The 14,263-nt window shown below is 70.8% G+C and carries 15 protein-coding genes; 9 read left to right on the forward strand and 6 right to left on the reverse strand.

The features are described from left to right. Positions 1-3: 3 nt before the first annotated feature. Positions 4-504: a hypothetical protein gene (locus tag AAH991_RS01455; RefSeq protein WP_346223646.1), complete on the reverse strand. Its 501-nt coding sequence runs from the start codon at positions 502-504 to the stop codon at positions 4-6. A 209-nt stretch (positions 505-713) separates the two neighbouring features. Between AAH991_RS01455 and AAH991_RS01460 the strand changes: the two genes are divergently transcribed. After that, positions 714-2,138 carry an LCP family protein gene (locus AAH991_RS01460; RefSeq protein WP_346223647.1) on the forward strand — a complete coding sequence of 475 codons (1,425 nt, stop codon included), beginning with the start codon at positions 714-716 and terminating at the stop codon, positions 2,136-2,138. Positions 2,139-2,148: 10 nt separating this feature from the next. On the opposite strand, the gene AAH991_RS01465 is transcribed toward AAH991_RS01460, so the two are convergent. Continuing rightward, positions 2,149-3,093, reverse strand: coding sequence for a hypothetical protein (locus AAH991_RS01465; protein ID WP_346223648.1), 945 nt, complete (start codon positions 3,091-3,093; stop codon positions 2,149-2,151). 226 nt (positions 3,094-3,319) lie between these two features. Between AAH991_RS01465 and AAH991_RS01470 the strand changes: the two genes are divergently transcribed. The 8 genes from AAH991_RS01470 to AAH991_RS01505 all read left to right on the forward strand — a co-directional run bounded on the left by AAH991_RS01470 (position 3,320) and on the right by AAH991_RS01505 (position 10,316). Continuing rightward, a complete protein-coding gene (locus AAH991_RS01470; RefSeq protein ID WP_346223649.1) occupies positions 3,320-4,339 on the forward strand; it encodes a sulfate ABC transporter substrate-binding protein in 1,020 nt (339 codons plus the stop codon). Positions 4,340-4,349: 10 nt separating this feature from the next. After that, a complete protein-coding gene (gene cysT, locus AAH991_RS01475) occupies positions 4,350-5,144 on the forward strand; it encodes a sulfate ABC transporter permease subunit CysT (RefSeq protein ID WP_346223650.1) in 795 nt (264 codons plus the stop codon). Beyond that, positions 5,137-5,934: a sulfate ABC transporter permease subunit gene (locus AAH991_RS01480; RefSeq protein WP_346223651.1), complete on the forward strand. Its 798-nt coding sequence runs from the start codon at positions 5,137-5,139 to the stop codon at positions 5,932-5,934. Before cysT ends, AAH991_RS01480 begins: the two co-directional genes overlap by 8 nt. Beyond that, positions 5,924-6,886 carry a sulfate/molybdate ABC transporter ATP-binding protein gene (locus AAH991_RS01485; RefSeq protein WP_346223652.1) on the forward strand — a complete coding sequence of 321 codons (963 nt, stop codon included), beginning with the start codon at positions 5,924-5,926 and terminating at the stop codon, positions 6,884-6,886. The genes AAH991_RS01480 and AAH991_RS01485 overlap by 11 nt, the downstream gene beginning before the upstream one ends. A gap of 29 nt (positions 6,887-6,915) precedes the next feature. Then, the gene (locus AAH991_RS01490; protein ID WP_346223653.1) at positions 6,916-7,308 is read left to right on the forward strand and encodes an RrF2 family transcriptional regulator; all 393 of its coding nucleotides are present in this window, start codon (positions 6,916-6,918) and stop codon (positions 7,306-7,308) included. Between the two features lie 38 nt (positions 7,309-7,346). Beyond that, entirely contained in the window at positions 7,347-8,804 is a 1,458-nt protein-coding gene (locus AAH991_RS01495) for a serine/threonine-protein kinase (RefSeq protein WP_346223654.1), read from the forward strand. Between the two features lie 84 nt (positions 8,805-8,888). Next, positions 8,889-9,833, forward strand: coding sequence for an ATP-binding protein (locus AAH991_RS01500; protein ID WP_346223655.1), 945 nt, complete (start codon positions 8,889-8,891; stop codon positions 9,831-9,833). Positions 9,834-9,929: 96 nt separating this feature from the next. Next, positions 9,930-10,316, forward strand: coding sequence for an SCO5389 family protein (locus tag AAH991_RS01505; protein WP_346223656.1), 387 nt, complete (start codon positions 9,930-9,932; stop codon positions 10,314-10,316). A gap of 31 nt (positions 10,317-10,347) precedes the next feature. On the opposite strand, the gene AAH991_RS01510 is transcribed toward AAH991_RS01505, so the two are convergent. The 4 genes from AAH991_RS01510 to AAH991_RS01525 form a co-directional block, all read right to left on the reverse strand. Further along, positions 10,348-11,355, reverse strand: coding sequence for an LLM class flavin-dependent oxidoreductase (locus AAH991_RS01510; protein ID WP_346223657.1), 1,008 nt, complete (start codon positions 11,353-11,355; stop codon positions 10,348-10,350). A gap of 16 nt (positions 11,356-11,371) precedes the next feature. After that, positions 11,372-12,130 (reverse strand): glucose 1-dehydrogenase, encoded by a 759-nt coding sequence (locus tag AAH991_RS01515; protein WP_346224071.1) that lies wholly within the window; start codon positions 12,128-12,130, stop codon positions 11,372-11,374. Between the two features lie 229 nt (positions 12,131-12,359). Continuing rightward, positions 12,360-12,827 (reverse strand): HNH endonuclease signature motif containing protein, encoded by a 468-nt coding sequence (locus AAH991_RS01520; RefSeq protein ID WP_346223658.1) that lies wholly within the window; start codon positions 12,825-12,827, stop codon positions 12,360-12,362. A 746-nt stretch (positions 12,828-13,573) separates the two neighbouring features. Beyond that, on the reverse strand, positions 13,574-14,203 hold the full coding sequence (locus tag AAH991_RS01525; protein WP_346223659.1) for a TetR/AcrR family transcriptional regulator: 630 nt from the start codon (positions 14,201-14,203) through the stop codon (positions 13,574-13,576). Between the last annotated feature and the right edge of the window lie 60 nt (positions 14,204-14,263).

The following is a 14,263-nucleotide window of genomic DNA, read 5'->3' on the forward strand; positions in this document are numbered from 1 at the left end:
TCTTCAGGCTGCCGCGGGGAGCGCCGACCAGTCGATCACCAGGCGCTGCGGGTCCGCGGGGTCGGTCCACACCTGGACCGTCCGGCCCGGCAGCACGGCGCCCATCAGCAGCCGGGGGAGGATCTGCCGGTGCGCGACCACGTACGGCGCGCCGGAGGCGGGCTGCACCCGCAGGTCGAAGGCGACGACCAGCTGGTCGTTCACCATCGTGCCCGTGTCCCGCATGCTCGTGACCAGGGCGGTCGCCGGCAGGCCGGTGCCGACGAGCTCCTGGTTGCCGGTGCCCAGGAAGCTCTTCATCTGACCGAAGACGCCGGTGGCGGGGCCACCGCCGCCGATCAGCTTGGTGGCCAGGAAGACGAGGTCGCCGATCACCAGGAACATCCCGACGATGAAGGCGGGCATGCCCCACGACATGGTGTCGATCGATCCGATCCCGTAGATGCCGGCGAGGAGCATGGCGAGGCCGATGCCGGCCCCGATGATAAGGACAGTACGCGACATTGTTCGCAACCCTTCCGCTTTCTCGTACGTCCTAGAGATAGGCGGACGGGCTTGATCGGTACTTGCACCGTGCTTACTGCTGCTGGCGCAGTGGTTACTCCGTTTGAAAGGTGACGTTCAGGGGAGATCGCTACACTTGGCCCCGTTTGCCGCTACTGGCTTGCGACCTGGTGAGAAACGCCTGGTCCGACCCCCTCAGGAGCACGACAGTGGGTCACGTCGACGTCCGTCCCGCGCCCCCGGCGGAGGAGGACCTCCCGGCGCCGCCGCCGCCCCGGACGCCCCCCAAGTGGCGGGCATGGCTGTGGGTCACGTTGTCGGGAGCGCTGGGCGTGCTCACGGGCGCCGCCACGTTCGCCGTCGGCGGGTACGTCAAGCTGACCGGCAACGTCAAGCACGAGACGGTGACCCAGAAGGATCTCGGGGGCGACGAGGCGCGTCCACAGAAGATCAGTAAGGCGCTCAACGTGCTGATCGTGGGCTCGGACCAGCGCAACGGCGCCAACGCCAAATACGGCAGGTTCCCCGGTGAGCGCACCGACACGATCATCCTGGCGCACATCTCCCCCAACCGGGACGGCGCGGTGCTGATCAGCTTCCCGCGCGACTCGCTCGTCGCCCTCCCCGCCTGCCCGGCCAAGGGCAACCTGCCGGGCCAGCGGCCACACGTCGGGATGATCAACGAGTCGTTCAACTCCGGCGGCATCGGCTGCACCTGGAAGACGATCGAGGGCCTCACGAACATCCACATCGACCACTTCGTGAAGGTCGACTTCACCGGTTTCAAGGCGATGGTGAACGCGCTGGACGGCGTGCAGGTCTGCCTGCCGCAGGCCGTCCACGACAAGAAGGCGCTGCTCGACCTGCCCGCCGGCAAGCAGGTGCTCAAGGGCGAGCAGGCGCTCGGGTACGTCCGCGCCCGCTACAGCCTCGGCGACGGCTCCGACATCGGCCGGATCCAGCGTCAGCAGATGTTCCTCGCCTCGATGGCCAAGAAGGCCATGAGCGGCGAGACGCTGACCAACCCCGCCACTCTGTTCGGCTTCCTCGACGCCGTGACCAAGTCGATCACCACCGACCCCGACCTCACGATCGGCGTGATGAAGGACCTCGCGACGAGCGCGCAGGGCCTGACCGCCGGGCAGATCCGCTTCGTCACCACGCCCTGGCGCTACTCCATCACCAACCCCGGGCGGGTCGAGTGGGTGCAGCCGCAGGCCCAGCGGCTGTTCAGGATGGTCGCCGCCGACCAGATCGCCAAGAACGTCAAGAGCGGCGAGCAGAAGATCCCCAAGTCGCAGATCCACATCCTGGTGCGCAACGGCAGTGGGCAGCAGGGGCTCGGCACCCAGGTGGCCGCGGAGCTGGAGCAGCGCGGCTACCACATCGTCAAGGTCGAGCAGGCGCCCCGGCCGTACGCCAAGACCGTGGTGGCGTACTCGAAGAACGGCGAGAGCCGGGCGTCGCGGCTGTACCGCGAACTCAAGAAGTCGCGCTCCCGCCTGGTGCCCACGGCCACCACGCAGACCCTCGTGCTGGGGATCGGGGCCGACTGGAACGGAATGAAGCCCCCCAGGACGCTCGACGACGTGGAGGGCTTCGACGCCACTCAGGACAGCTGCACGGCCTCCTGAGAGAGGACTTCTAACCGAAGAGCCAGCCGAGCAGTCCGCCGCCCTGGCGCGGCTCCTCCTGGGTGGGGGCGGGCGCGCTAGTCGGCTGCTCGGTGGCCGCCCCGGCGGTGGGGGCCGTGGCCGCCTGCTCCTCGGCCGGGGCAGCGTCCTTCCCTCCGGCCTTCCCACCGGCCTGTTCGCCGGGCTGGGCGTCGATCGACACGCGCGACGGGTGCGGGGAGGCGGTCCCCCTGGAGCCGGAGTCCTGCGTACGGGGCCGATCGGCGCGCGAGGGCGCGGGCGACGCGGCCGGCTCCGAGGTCCCGGACGTCGCGGGCCGGGACCGTTCGGGCCGGGCTGTGGGAGCCTCACTGGGCGCCTGGCTCGGCACGTCGCCGGGCCCCTCGCTCACCTCGTCGGCCGGCGTGTCCGTGGGCGCGTCGGCGGCCGGCGAGGCCGGCGCGGTCGCGGCCGGGCCGGCCCCGGCGGCGCAGGACGCCCCGTCCGCGCAGTCCGCTCCGGACGGCTGGCCGACCCACAGCGCCAGCGCCCAGATCGCGCCCAGGACCCCGGCGGCGATCAGGCCCGTCCGCAGCAGCAGCCCGCCGCGCCGCGGCCCCTCGGTCTCGTCCTCCTCGGGATCGGGGGCGTTGCGCCAGCCGGAGCCGAGGAAGCCGCGCGGATCGGTGTCGCCCTCGCTCACCGGATCCTCCGACCCGAACTGAGCGGTGCGCCCGGCGGCGTAGTAGTCATCCTGGTCGGCGTGGTCGGCGGGGGTCAGCGCGGGCTGGTCCGGCCGCCAGTCCTCCGACAGCACGTCGCCCCGGTCGCCCGGCGCGGCGCCGAGAGCCTGGTCATCGTGCTCCTCGGACCAGAACCGGTCTCCCTCCCCGCCGTGCCGGCCTTCGCCGGTGATGTACGGCCGGCTGAGCGAGCCGTCCTGCTCGTAGGCGTCCTCGGTGGCCGGGTCGCGCATGAAGGTCCTTCCTCGGTGGGCTTTTGGGTCATGTCCCAATAGCGTCCGTTCCTAGCACTTGTCGACACGTCCTGTCTGGAAATTTCACAACAATCGCTGGGAGCCGGCTTGTCATCGGCACAACAACCCCGCAAACCCATCGGACTTGACGGGATTGCTGGAACGGTCTTGAATATCGACTAAACCGACTGACTTGGTAGGATTCTCTCGGAATAGAGGACACGGCATGAGAGTGCGCGGGCTCGGGGCCATCGCAGCCGCCGTCATGGCGACGACCACCCTGGTCACCGCCTGCGGGGGAGACAGCGACGCCGGCGGGGGCGACGGCGGAGGCGGCAAGGTCCGGTTGGCGCTGGTCGCCTACTCCACCCCCCAGGCGGCGTTCGAGGACATCATCAAGGCGTTCCAGAAGACGCCCGAGGGCAAGAACATCACCTTCACCCAGTCGTTCGGCGCGTCCGGCGACCAGAGCCGCGCCGTGGCGAACGGCCTCAAGGCGGACATCGTCGAGTTCTCCCTGGAGACCGACATCACCCGGCTCGTGAAGGCCGGCATCGTCGCGGAGGACTGGAACTCCGGTCCCACCGGGGGGATCCTCACGAAGTCCGTCGTCGTCATCGGCACCCGCAAGGGCAACCCCAAGGGCCTCAAGACCTGGGACGACCTCGTCAAGCCCGAGGTCGAGGTCATCACGCCCAACCCGTTCACCTCCGGTGCCGCCCGCTGGAACCTCCTCGCGGGTTACGGCTACAAGTCGAGCAAGGGCGCCGACCAGGCCGCCGGGCTCACGTACCTCGACGCGCTGCTCAAGAACGTGCCGGTCCAGGACGACAGCGGCCGCAAGGCGCTGCAGACCTTCACCGGCGGCAAGGGCGACGCGCTCCTCACGTACGAGAACGAGGCCATCTTCGCCCAGCAGAACGGCCAGGAGCTGGACTACGTCATTCCGGACTCGACGCTCCTGATCGAGAACCCGGTGGCCGTGACCAAGAACAGCGCCCACCCCGCGGAGGCCGCGGCCTTCCTCAAGTACCTCTACTCGGTCGAGGCTCAGACGATCTTCGCCAAGAACGGCTACCGCCCGGTCGTCGACGGCGTGACCGGTTTCGACTGGCCCGCCCCGCCGCAGCTGTTCACGATCCGGGACCTCGGTGGCTGGGACAAGATCACGACCGAGTTCTTCGACGCGAAGACCGGCAAGGTCGCGGAGATCGAACGCAAGCTCGGCGTGGCGACAGAGAAGTGACGACGGAGAAGTGAGACGGTCACGCGTGGCCGGCGGCACCGCCGCCGGCCTCGGCATCGCGGTCCTGTATCTGAGCCTCATCGTGCTGATCCCGCTGGCCGCCGTGGTCTGGCGCTCGGCGGACGAGGGGCCCGGATACTTCTGGCGCTCGGTCACCACCCCCGACGCCTGGGCCGCGCTCACCCTGACCATCGGCGCCTCGGCGCTCGTCGCCCTGGTCAACCTGGTCATGGGCACGGTCATCGCCTGGGTGCTGGTCCGCGACCGATTCCCCGGCCGGGCCGTGCTGGACACGATCATCGACCTGCCGTTCGCGCTGCCGACCATCGTCGCCGGTCTCGTCCTGCTCGCGTTGTACGGCCCGCAGTCCCCCCTCGGGATCAACCTGGCCTACAGCAGGGCCGGAGTCGTGCTGGCGCTGATGTTCGTCACGCTGCCGTTCGTCGTCCGTACGGTGCAGCCGGTCCTGCTGGAGCTCGACACGGAGATGGAGCAGGCGGCGGCCTCGCTCGGCGCGAAGCCGTTCCAGACCTTCCGCCGGATCATCCTGCCGAACCTGATCCCCGCGATGCTGTCGGGCACCGCCCTCGCCTTCACCCGGGCGATCGCCGAGTTCGGCTCGACCGTGCTCATCTCGGGCAACCTGCCGTTCAAGACGCAGGTCGCGGCGGTGAACATCTTCAGCCAGATCGAGGGTGACAACACCACGGGCGCGGCCGCGATCTCGACGGTCCTGCTCGTCGTGGCCCTCGTGGCGCTGATCGCGCTCGACGTCCTGCAACGCTGGGGGAGCCGCCGTGGCTAAGCACGTCCTGCGCCTGGTCGCGGTCGTCTACGTCCTGTTCCTGCTGATCCTGCCCGTGGGGCTGATCGTCTGGCGGACCTTCGGCGACGGGCTCGGCCCGTTCGCCGAGGCGCTGACCTCCCCGTCGGCCCTGCACGCGTTCAAGGTGACGCTCACGGTCGCCGGGTGGGCCGTCGTGGCGAACACGATCTTCGGGGTCGGCGCCGCACTGCTGCTCGTCCGGCACGAGTTCCCCGGCAAGCGGCTGCTGGGGGCGTTCATCGACCTGCCGATGGCCGTCTCGCCGGTCGTCGTCGGGCTCGCGCTCGTCCTCGTGTACGGACGCTTCGCCCCCGTCGGCGGCCTCCTGGAGAGCTGGGGAATCCAGGTGATCTTCTCCACCCCCGGCATGGTGCTTGCCACGGTGTTCGTGGCGCTGCCGCTCGTCGTGCGTGCCATCGTGCCGGTCCTGGAGGAGCTCGGCGACGAGCAGGAGCAGGCCGCGCACACGCTGGGCGCCGGCCGCCTCCAGGTGTTCGCCCGCATCACGCTGCCCGGCATCCGCTGGGCCCTCGCCTACGGGGTGGTGCTCTGCCTGGCCCGTTCGCTCGGCGAGTACGGCGCGGTCGCGGTGGTTTCCGGCCGCCTCGTGGACCAGACCCAGACGCTGACCCTGTTCGTCGAGGAGCGGTTCCAGAACTTCGACCAGCCGGCCGCGTTCGCCGCCGCCACGGCCCTCGCCCTGATCGCCGTGGTCACCCTGCTGCTCACCAAGCTCCTGCGCCCGAAGGATCGGTCTCATGGCAATTGAGGTACGCGACGTGAACAAGTCGTTCGGGGCCACGCCGGTCCTGCGCGACGTGTCGCTGGACGTCGCCGCGGGGTCGCTCACCGCGCTGCTCGGCCCGAGCGGCGGGGGCAAGTCGACGCTGCTGCGGGTGATCGCCGGTCTGGAACGGCCCGACACCGGCGCGGTCCGGATCTCCGGCGTAGACGCCACCCGGCTGTCCCCGCAGCGGCGCAACGTCGGCTTCGTGTTCCAGCACTACGCCGCCTTCAAGCACCTCACGGTCTTCCGCAACGTGGCCTTCGGGCTGGAGATCCGCAAGCGGCCCAAGGACGAGATCCGCAAGCGGGTGATGGAGCTGCTGGAGCTGGTCCACCTGGAGAAACTGGCCGACCGCTACCCGTCCCAGCTGTCGGGAGGCCAGCGCCAGCGCATGGCCCTGGCCCGGGCGCTCGCGGTGGAGCCCGAGGTGCTGCTGCTGGACGAGCCGTTCGGCGCCCTGGACGCGCAGGTGCGCAAGGAGTTGCGGGCGTGGCTGCGCCGGCTGCACGACGAGGTCCACGTCACCACCGTGTTCGTCACCCACGACCAGGAGGAGGCCATCGAGGTCGCCGACACGATCGTGGTGCTGGCCGGGGGCGAGGTCGTGCAGGCCGGCAGCCCCGGCGAGGTGTACGACAACCCGGCCAACCCGTTCGTCATGCGCTTCCTGGGCCCGGTCACCGAGCTCGGCGGCAACCTGGTCCGCCCGCACGACATCGAGATCAGCCAGGACCCCGTCGAGGGCGGCTCGCCCGCCGTGGTCTCCCGCGTCGTACGGCTCGGCTTCGAGGTGCGCGTGGAGGTGGAGATCGGCGGGCAGGACGCGTGGGTCCAGGTGACGCGGGAGCAGGCCGACCGGCTCGGTCTCGGGCCGGGCGACACCGTGCACCTGCGGCCCGCGCCCGGCGCCCGGTCCCTGGCCCTCGCGCTGTGACGGACACAATGACGGACGCTGTGTGAGCCATGCGGCTTTCCGTACGGACCCAGTACGCCCTGCGCGCCGCCGCCGAACTGGCCGCGGCGGCGCCGGGGCCGGTTCCGGCCGAGCGGATCGCGGCCGCGCAGCGCATTCCGCGGCGGTTCCTCGACAACATCCTGCTGCAGATGCGGCGGGCCGGCCTCATCAACAGCCAGCGCGGGCCCGACGGCGGCTACTGGCTCGCGCGGCCCGCCGAGCAGATCACGCTCGCCGACGTCGTGTTCATCATGGAGGGGGCGCCGCAGGACAGCGAGGGTTTCCACGGCGTCGCCGAACCGCTGGGATACGTCTGGACGGCGCTGCGCGACCACGAGCAGGCGACGCTCACCGAGGTCACACTCGCCCACATCGCGACGGGAGCGCTGCCACCCCTCTGACGGCGCCCCTCTGATCCCGGTTTGTGCAAGACTCCGCTATGGGTACTGCTGGGCAGCTCATCGTCGGGCGATACCGGCTGGTCCGCGCCCTCGGCCACGGCCGCGCCGGGCTGGTGTGGGAGGGCCGCGACACGCTGCTCGACCGGCCCGTCGCGATCCGCGAGATCCTGCTGCCCCCCGATCTGAGCGAGACCGCGCGGCTGCGGCTCGTCCAGCGGATCTCCCGCGAGGTCCGCCAGGCCGAACGGCTGCGCCATCCCCACATCGCCGCCGTCCACGACGTCGCCGAAGAGAACGACACGCCGTACGTCGTGACGGAACTGGTTCCCTCGCGCTCACTCGACGGGGTGGTCTCCGGCGACGGGCCCCTGCCCGCCGCCGAGGCCGCGCGCATCGCCCGCGCGGTGCTGTCCGCGCTCACGCACGCCCACGCGGACGGCGTACGGCACGGCGACGTCCGGCCGGCCAACGTGCTCCTCGCGCACGACGGGCGGGTGCTGCTCGCCGACTTCGGCGTGTCGATCCCGGCCACCGACCCGGCGTTCGCCCGCGCTCCGGAGACCGGCGACCGGGGGCCCCGGACGTACCTCGCCCCCGAACGGGCCGCCGGCGGCCCGCGCACGGTCGCCGCCGACCTGTGGTCGCTGGGCGCCACCCTCCACCTGGCCGTCACCGGCCGGCCGCCGTCCGTCCCTCCGGGACCGCTCGAGGAGACGCCCGAGGAGCTCCGCGCGGTGCTGACCGGGCTGCTGGCCCGGGAGCCCCGGCGGCGGATCGACGCGGAGACCGCCGACCGCCTGCTCGCCGAGGTCGAACCGCCCGCCCCGGACCGGCCCGTACGCCGGGGGCCCGGCCGTACCCGGCTCCTCACCGGACTGGCGGCGGGCGTCCTGGTCGCGTGCGCGGTAGGGGGATGGGCGGTGCTGCGGCCCGGCGGTCACGAAGGCCGGGCCGGGACCGGGGCGGTCGCCTCCCCCGTCTCCCCGTCGGCGTCCGTCACTTCGCCGGCGTCCGTCACTTCGCCGGCGTCCGGCCGGCGGCTGAAGCTGAGGTGGCACACGTCCGGCGCCGGGTGGCGGGCCGGCGTGCCCCGCGGCTGGACCCGTGAGGAGGGGCCGTACTCGACCTCGTGGCGCTCGCCGGACGGCGCGGCGGCGTTCACGGTGGAGGTGACCGCGCAGCGCGGCACCGACCCTCTGGCGGCGCTCGGCGAGGCGGAGGAGATTCTCCGCCCGGCCGCCAAGTCCTACCGGCGGTTCCGGCTCGAGTCCGTGAGCGACGAGCACGGTCCCGCCGCCGACTGGGAGTTCGCCTGGATTCCGCGCAAGGCGTCCGCCCGGGACCATCTGGCCAAGGGAGTGGAGTATCGCCAGTACCGCCGGGTGATCTCCACGGGCACGACGACGAGCGTGCTCACCTGGACCACCCCCGCCGCCGGGTGGGATGCCCTGCGGCCCACGCTCGCCAAGGTGCTCTCGCTCTTCCGACCGGCCTGAAATCCGCCCGCGCCGTTCCCTGCTGTGTCATGATGACGCACGAGTGAAAGTGACAACGGTTTTCATTTCATCTTGGGGGGCCGTATGCGAGTGGCGTTCGTCGGCAAGGGCGGAAGCGGCAAGACCACGCTGTCGTCGCTGTTCGCGAGATACGCGACGCGGAGAGGGCCGGTCGTCGCCATCGACGCCGACATCAACCAGCACCTCGGCCTGGCCCTGGGCCTGCCTGTGGACGCGGCCGAGCCACCGCCTCCGCTGGGCGGGATGCTCACCGAGATCAAGGACTACCTGCGCGGCGACAATCCGTTGATCCGCGACGCGGCCTCCATGGTCAAGACGACCCCGCCGGGGCGCGGCTCGCGGCTGATCCGGCTGGACGACCCGTTCTTCCCGTCCCGCCGTGTCGAGGGCGTCTCGCTCATGGTCACCGGCCCGTTCGAGGAGGACGACCTCGGCGTCGCCTGCTACCACTCCAAGCTCGGCGCGGTCGAGCTCTACCTCAACCACCTGGTCGACGGCCCCGGCGAGTACGTCGTGGTGGACATGACCGCCGGGGCGGACTCCTTCGCCTCCGGGTTGTTCACCCGGTTCGACCTCACGATCCTGGTCGCCGAGCCGACCCGGCAGGGCGTGAGCGTCTACCGGCAGTATCGCGACCACGCCGCCGGGTTCGACGTCCAGATCGCCGTCGTGGGCAACAAGGTCCACTCGCCGGAGGACGTCGGCTTCCTCCGCGAGCACGTCGGCGACGACCTGCTGACCTGGTTCGGCCACTCCCCCGCCATCCGCGGCATGGAGCAGGGCCGGCCGTTCACGCTCGACGACCTGGAGCCCGCCGGCCGCCAGGCCCTCGCCACCCTGCTCGACCGGCTCGACGCGCAGCCCAAGGACTGGCCGAAGTTCGGCAGGCAGGCGGCCGAATTCCACCTCAGGAACGCCCACGCGTGGGCGAACCGCGCCACCGGACAGGACCTGGCCGCACAGATCGACCCCGGCTTCGTGTACGGCCCCGCCGTCGCCACCCAATGAACGTGTCGCCTCCGCGCCACATGGAGACCCGGCGCGTTCGATCTACCGTCAACTGCGTCCCCGCTCTCTGAGCAGACGCCGAGAGGAGAACAGCTCATGTCGCTGTCCGTGCCCAACGACCTGCTCGACCAGGCCCGCGCCGGTGAGGTGGACGACGCGGCCTTCGTCGCCTGCGTCCGCGACTCCCTGCCGTACGCCTGGGCGACGATCACCGCACTGGTCGAGCGGCGGGACCGGTCCGGCGCCGACTTCGCCGACAACCAGGTGCCGCCGCCCGACGAGACCGCCCGTGGTCAGCTGCTGCGCTGCCTGGCCAGCGACGCGATGCGCGGCGCCCTCGAAAGGCACTTCGGCGTACGGCTGGCCTTCCAGAACTGCCACCGCGTCGCCGTGTTCCGGCCGGAGGCCACCGACGCCTACCGCGAGTTCGTCACGCCCCGCGCGCAGATCCTGAACCAGAGCCCGGAACTGGTCGACTGCTGACCTGATGTCCGGCCGGGGGCGGCGCTCCGGTTCACACCGCCCCCGGCTCGCTTCGCCGCACCGCGGGAAGCACCTCGGCGCCGAGGCGGGCGATGTTCTCCAGCGTCCGCACGCGGTCCCCGGCGCCCTCGACCATCAGGATGAGGTGCCGCAGCCCGGTCCGCGCCACCGTCGTGGTGATCTTCTCCACACAGTGCTCCGCGGATCCCACGGGGTGGATCCGGCACAGCAGGTCCACGTACTCCGGAATGTCGCGCCGCGGCGGCGGCCGGCCGTCCACGGGAACGTATCCGGCCAGTCCCGGCCCGAGCCAGCGCGGCAACGACTCCCGCATCTCCCGTACGGCCTGCTCGGTCGTGTCCGCGACATAGCCGAGCGCGGCTCCCACATGGGCTGCCGGGGGCGCCTCGTCGGCGGCGTACGCGTCGTAGGCGGCGACCATCTCCGCCCGCTCCTCGTCGCCGATGTGCAAGCCGAGCAGCATGGGCAGCCCCCGCTGGGCGGCGAGCCGGACCGTGCCGTCCGACGTGCAGGCGACGACCGGCGACATCCGGGCCTGCGGGACCATCGAGACCTCCCGGAACCGGAAGAACTCGCCGTCCGCCGCCACCGGGCCGCCGTTCAGGGCCGCGCACAGCAGATCGAGCGCTTCGGGGAAACCCCGCTCGAACCTCGCCGTGCCGGTGCCGAAGACCTCAAGCTCCAGCCACGGGCCCCCACGCCCGACACCGAGCCGGAACCTGCCGTCCGACACGTGATGGAGAATCGCCGCCTGCTCCGCCAGCGCGATCGGATGCTGAGCCGACAGCACGCTGACCGCCGTCCCCACCGTGATCTGTGAAGTCCGGCCGAGCGCCACGGCCGCCAGCGTCACCGCCGACGGGCACACGCCGTACGACATGAAGTGGTGCTCGGCGATCCAGGCGTCGTCGAAGCCGGCCCTTTCGGCGGCCTCGATCGCCTCCACCGTGCCGCGCAGCACGTCCCCGGGCGCCCTGCCCGGAAAACCTGCCGCGACGAGGAAGACCCCGATCCTCATGCCTACGGCCGCGCCCCTACCGCGGGCCGCCGTTGACGTACAACGTCTGGCCCGTGACGTACGACGCGTCGTCCGAGGCGAAGAACGCCACCACCGACGCGATCTCGGTCGGCTGTGCTACCCGCCGCAACGGCACCGCCTGCGCCATCGTGGCCTGGTGCTCCTCCGGCGTCACCCCGAGTCGCACGGCCGTCGCCTCGGTCATCGGCGTCGCGACGTACCCGGGCGCGACCGCGTTCACCCGCACGCCGAACGGGCCCAGCTCGATCGCCATGGTCGCGGTCAGCCCCTGGATGCCCGCCTTGGCCGCCGAATAGTTGGCCTGCCCCCGGTTCCCCAGCGCCGACCGGCTCGACAGGTTGACGATCGCTCCCGCCCGCTGCTCCACCATGTGCTTCTGTACGGCCCGGCTCATGAGGAAGACGCCCTTGAGGTTCACGTCCACGACCTTGTCCCAGTCTTCCTCCGACATACGGAACAGCAGGTTGTCGCGGGTGAGCCCGGCGTTGTTCACCAGCACGTCGATCCGCCCGAACTCGCCCATCACGCCCGCCACCAGCGCCTCGACCTGACCACTGTCGGAGACGTCACATCCGAACGCGACCGCCCTCCCCCCGGTCACAGTGATCTCGTCCACGATCGAGGCGCACCGGTCCGCCGTAAGGTCCACGCACGCCACCGCCGCACCTTCCGCCGCCAGCCGACGTGCGATCGCCGCCCCGATCCCCCGCGCCGCACCCGTGACCACCGCGAACTTCCCGACGAACCGTGACATCGACATCGCATGCCTCCTCACCAGGATCCGATCACAGCAACCTACTCCGAGTCATGCTCCTCCCTGCGGGTCATGCTCCCTGCCGTGAACCTTGGCGTGGTCGATCGCTGCCGCGATGCTTGGCCAAGTCGGTCACTGCGCCGGAAGTAACCTCCGGTCCTCGCGAAGTCGCTTCGCTCCCTCCAGTCCCGTTTCTCCAATTCCGCTCCCTCCAGCCCGGTGAGCGGGTCTACGCACAGCACGAGATCCGCAGCGGCCGGGCTCCCGGCCGGCGGTGGTAGGTGAAGGCCCAGCGGTCCTTGCCGACCTTGTGGCGGGTGTAGCGGTCGGGGTTGTGGTAGCGGTCGCGGTTGTGGAACTGGCAGGCCGGGCCGAGCAGTTTGAGGTCGGTCAGCCCGCCGCTGCTCCAGTTGTCGGCGTGGTCGATCTGGCATCGGGTGGCGGGCAGGGGGCAGCCGTCGATCCAGCAGGTGGCGTAGCGGGCGTAGATGGCCCGCCGCTGGGCGGGGGTGGCCAATCTGACCTTGCGGCCCATGTCCAGGACCTGTCCCTCGGCGTTTATGACCAGGCGCACGAGGGTGGAGGTGCGGGCCAGCCGGTGCAGGCTGGAGATGGGCAGCACCTGCCCGGTCGCCAGCAGCAACCCCGGCACCGTCCCCCACGCGCTTCTCAACGCCGCGCCCAGCAGCGCCCCCACCTGATCTCCCGCCAGACCTCCGGTCGACGCTCCCGGTTCCGGTCCCGGTGATGCCTCCGGCTCTGGTCCCCGCGCGCCGGGCGCTCCCGGAATCTGCGCATGGTGGCAGTCCCCCGCAGGTCGAGGCCCGGCGTGGGTGTGAGGGGCACAGGTATCCCCGGGAGGATCAGATGATCGCCACTCGCCCCACCGGGACCACCACGACTGCGGCTCCTGCCGCTGCGGCGTGCTCCAGTGTGACTCGTTGCCCTGCGCGTCCTCGCCGCCCCGGTTGACGGCCGCCTCCTCGGTGTGCCGGGCGACAGGGCTGCTCCCGGCCGCCTCCGATCACCCGCGCCAGCGGTGTCCGCGCCGGCGGTATCCGCCCCGGCAGAACCCGGCCCCCCAAGACCTGGGCCGGCATCATCGGCGGCACCGTCGGATACGGCGCCGGCGGCGCGGCCATCGGTGGCCTCACTGCCCGTTGTCGCGGTGGCCGTGTCGTTTTCCACGATGTCGTCGCGGGCGAGTGAACCCTCCGTCGACCACAGGGGGGAATGGGCGGTCAACCGGTCCCACCAGTCGCCGTCGGTGTTGTTCGAACGACGAGGGTGGTCGGGATCCACATCGAACAGATCCATCACACCCACTACTTAGATTCGAAAGCCTGTGTGAATTTTTCACTCCAGCTTCAGCGCGAGCAACCCGCGAGAACTGAATAGTTGGAGTTGCAGGTCAACCGAAAAGGGGATGACGGCACCGACGCTTCAGAAACCGGCGAGGGCGCGGTCGACGGCTTCCATGGCGCGGTCGAGCAGGGCGATGTGGTCGGCGAGCACGTCGTCCGCGGGGTCACCGGCGCGGATCCTGCCGACGCTGGTGACGTACACGGTGCGGTAGGCGGCGACGAGCAGGGCGGCCGCGAGCCGCTGGGACGGTTGCACGGAGTCGGCTCCGGCCGCTTCGGCGAACAAGCCGGCGAGCACGTCCTCGAACTCCTCGACCAGTTCCCTCACCCGCGCCCTGAGCGCGGGTGAGTCGACGACCACCTGCCAGAACACCTGATATCCCGGGCTGATGCCGCCGATGGGGTGGCCCTCTTGGAGCATGCGGAGGAACAGCCGGCGCAGCGCGGCGAGCGGGCCCTCCCCCTCGGCACGCTCCCGTACGGCACGGGTGACCAGCTCGACCGCCTCGGGGAAGCGGTCGAGGAACAGGTCCTCCTTGCGGGGGAAGTAGTTGAAGACGGTCTTGGTCGAGACTCCGGCCGCCTCGGCGACCTCGGCGACCGTCACGTTGTCGAACCCGCGCTGGATGAACAGGCTCGAGGCCACGTCCGAGATGAGCGATCGAGTCTGGCGCTTCTTCCGCTCCCGCAGCCCCAACGTCTCCGCCACCTGCCCCACCCTAGTTGCTAAAAACTTTTATTGACAGTAATTTTTTAGCCACGGCAACTA

Source organism: Microbispora sp. ZYX-F-249 (assembly GCF_039649665.1).
Classification (GTDB): Bacteria; Actinomycetota; Actinomycetes; order Streptosporangiales; family Streptosporangiaceae; genus Microbispora; species Microbispora maris.